The 2,609-nt window shown below is 48.4% G+C and carries 2 protein-coding genes; both read right to left on the reverse strand.

Features of this window, described 5'->3' with window-relative positions:
- Nucleotides 1-549 precede the first annotated feature (549 nt).
- Nucleotides 550-1,128 (reverse strand): hypothetical protein, encoded by a 579-nt coding sequence (locus ABEA58_RS14140; RefSeq protein ID WP_345552533.1) that lies wholly within the window; start codon nt 1,126-1,128, stop codon nt 550-552.
- Nucleotides 1,129-1,997: 869 nt separating this feature from the next.
- The gene (locus tag ABEA58_RS14145) at nt 1,998-2,474 is read right to left on the reverse strand and encodes a hypothetical protein (protein WP_345552535.1); all 477 of its coding nucleotides are present in this window, start codon (nt 2,472-2,474) and stop codon (nt 1,998-2,000) included.
- Nucleotides 2,475-2,609 lie beyond the last annotated feature (135 nt).

The raw sequence follows: 2,609 nt of genomic DNA on the forward strand, positions 1-2,609 counted from the left end.
AACTGCTCTCGTCCGGAATGGCGAAGCTGCTCATTGCTGGACGCTAAAACAGTGAAAAATATTACCCGCTTGCACCAACAACAATTTTTACCGCCCGGCAACATAACGCCGCTAGCAGGGGCAGCCGAAGCACAGCGTAGGCTGTCCAGCCCAGCCACCGGCTGGGCGAGCCTGCCTAGCCTGGTTATGGCTGCCGCGCTCCCGCCAACTACTAGCACTTTGCCAGCCACGGGTTGGCTGGCCCCCCAATATTACGAGGGAAGAATACCGAATCTCCCCGACCCATTTATTCACTTAGTGGCACTCCACGATACGGTAGCGGACTAGCCACATCTACCGAACACGAACGGACACGCTAGGAACGGAACTGCTTGGATATGCGGCATCAAAACTACCAGATGCCGGACACTAACTAAAAAGTGCGAAAAACTACACACTGGTACCGGCAAGAATTTTTACCGCCCGGCAACATAACGCCGCCAGCAGGGGCTGACAAACCAGAGCGAAGCGGCGGTTTGGCAGTCCCTCTGGCTGGCCTTGTTAGAGTTCTTATTGCAGTGGCTCATTGCTATTTATGAACATGATTTGCTCAAGTGTTCTCATGGGCGATACTTCGTAGCCTATCTTTTCAATAAATGACTTGTGAATTTCATCAAATTTCGAATGTTTCATTACGCGCTGACAAAGGTCGAGGTATGACCAAAATAGGCTTGTATTCTCAACCTTCTGTTTGTGTGACTTTCCTGTAAGAAAGTTACAAACTCTACTATCCCATATTGCGTAAACATCTGGGTTTATGAAGTGAAGCAATTTTGAAACGCCCACCAAGGAATTGTTGATAAGCCTTTTTAAGATAAGAATCTCATCATCGGTTATTCTTTCTGCCCCCTTGGCCTTGTTGATGATTGTGACAGCGCGTTCAAACTCGGTGCTTTTAAAGTTTAAAATTGTAGGCATCCATCCGTAAGTAAAGTTAGCACCTACAACCAAATCAGATTCTGTTAAGCATGGCTTATCGAAGAAATACGAAACAAAATACTTATAAGACTTATGGTATGTATGGCTGGGGTCTTCATCGGCTAAGCAAGCCGCTCTTTGAAGCACTTGTTCTTCTGTTATGTTCTCCATAACTCTCCCAAAATTCTAACGCCGCTAGCAGGGGCAGCCGAAGCGCAGCGTAGGCTGTCCAGCCCAGCCACCGGCTGGGCGAACCTGCCTAGCTTGGTTATGGCTGACGCGCTCCGGACCGACTACTAGCACTTTGCCAGCCACGGATTGGCTGGCCAGCGCCCGAAATTACGAGGAAAGAATACCGCACTTCCCCCACCCAATTATTAACTTAATGGCACTCCACGATACTGCAGCGGACTAGCCAGCCCTACCGAACCAGAGAGAACGCTCCAGGAGCGAAACTGCTTGAGCCTGGAATAGCCAAGCTGCTAATTGCTGGCCGCTAAACCAGTGCGAAAGATTACCCGCAGGCACCGACGATAATTTTTACCGCCGGGCAACATAACGCCGCTAGCAGGGGCAGCCGGAGCGCAGCGTAGGCTGTCCAGCCCAGCCATCGGCTGGGCGAACCTGCCTAGCTTGGTTATAGGTGCCGCACTGGACACCCGCTACCGGCACGCTGCCAGCCACGGCTTGGCTGGCCACTGCCCGATTAAAACGAGGGAAGAATACCGCACTTCCCCCACCAAATTATTTACTTAATGGCAACCCACGATACAGCAGTGGACTAGCCACCTCTACCGAACTGGAGAGAACGCTCAAGGAACGAAACTTCTTGATCCCGGAACGGCCAAGTAGCTCGATGCTGAACCCTAAACCAGTGCGAAAATTTCCCACAGGCACCGATGATAATTTTTACCGACCGGCAACATAACGCCAAGCTCACCTGCAAATGTTGTGGAGAGCATTTTTGTGTAAAGTGGAGCTACGCGACATACACAAAAACGAGCGTAGCAATATTTGTCAGGTGCAGCTTTTTGTTATGCCTAGATGCTCATTAGGGCACCCCAAAAACCATACTCTACAATGTTTAGGTTGATTGTCTCATCAATTGATATTTCCTGACCGCCCGATTTAGCGATAAGCGTTATATGAGCGTTAATTACATCAGGCGGAGCTATGAAGTTGTAAGTTGCCACCATAGAATACATCTGCCCTTTTGTAAGGGTGATTAGCTTTGGGTAAAACGTGGATTTGGTTGGCCTAACATAATTATCGTCACCTTGAATCGTGAGAGTAACAGAATCGACTGTAACAGATATATCTTTATCATCGCTTCTAGCAGCAAACATCAACAAGGAAGAGCGGCCGTTCATTGGATTGATTGCTATCCAGAGCTGCTCATCCTTATACAGAGTTTTCATTGTACGATTAGGATCATCATCACGTACGTAGTAATGACCACCAGCGCATCCAGAAACAAAAAGTAGCAATAGACAAGTTAAGAAATATTTCATAGTCATTGGTAAGGCATAACGCCTCAAGCACCGGCGTCAAAACCGCGCAGCGGTTTTAACGTCCGAGTGGCTTTGTTTGTTATATGCTGACTGATAGCTCGCACGACTTTTCATCATTGGATAAGCGCCCTGTAATTTTGT

Source organism: Microbulbifer aestuariivivens (assembly GCF_039545115.1).
Lineage (GTDB): Bacteria > Pseudomonadota > Gammaproteobacteria > Pseudomonadales > Cellvibrionaceae > Microbulbifer > Microbulbifer aestuariivivens.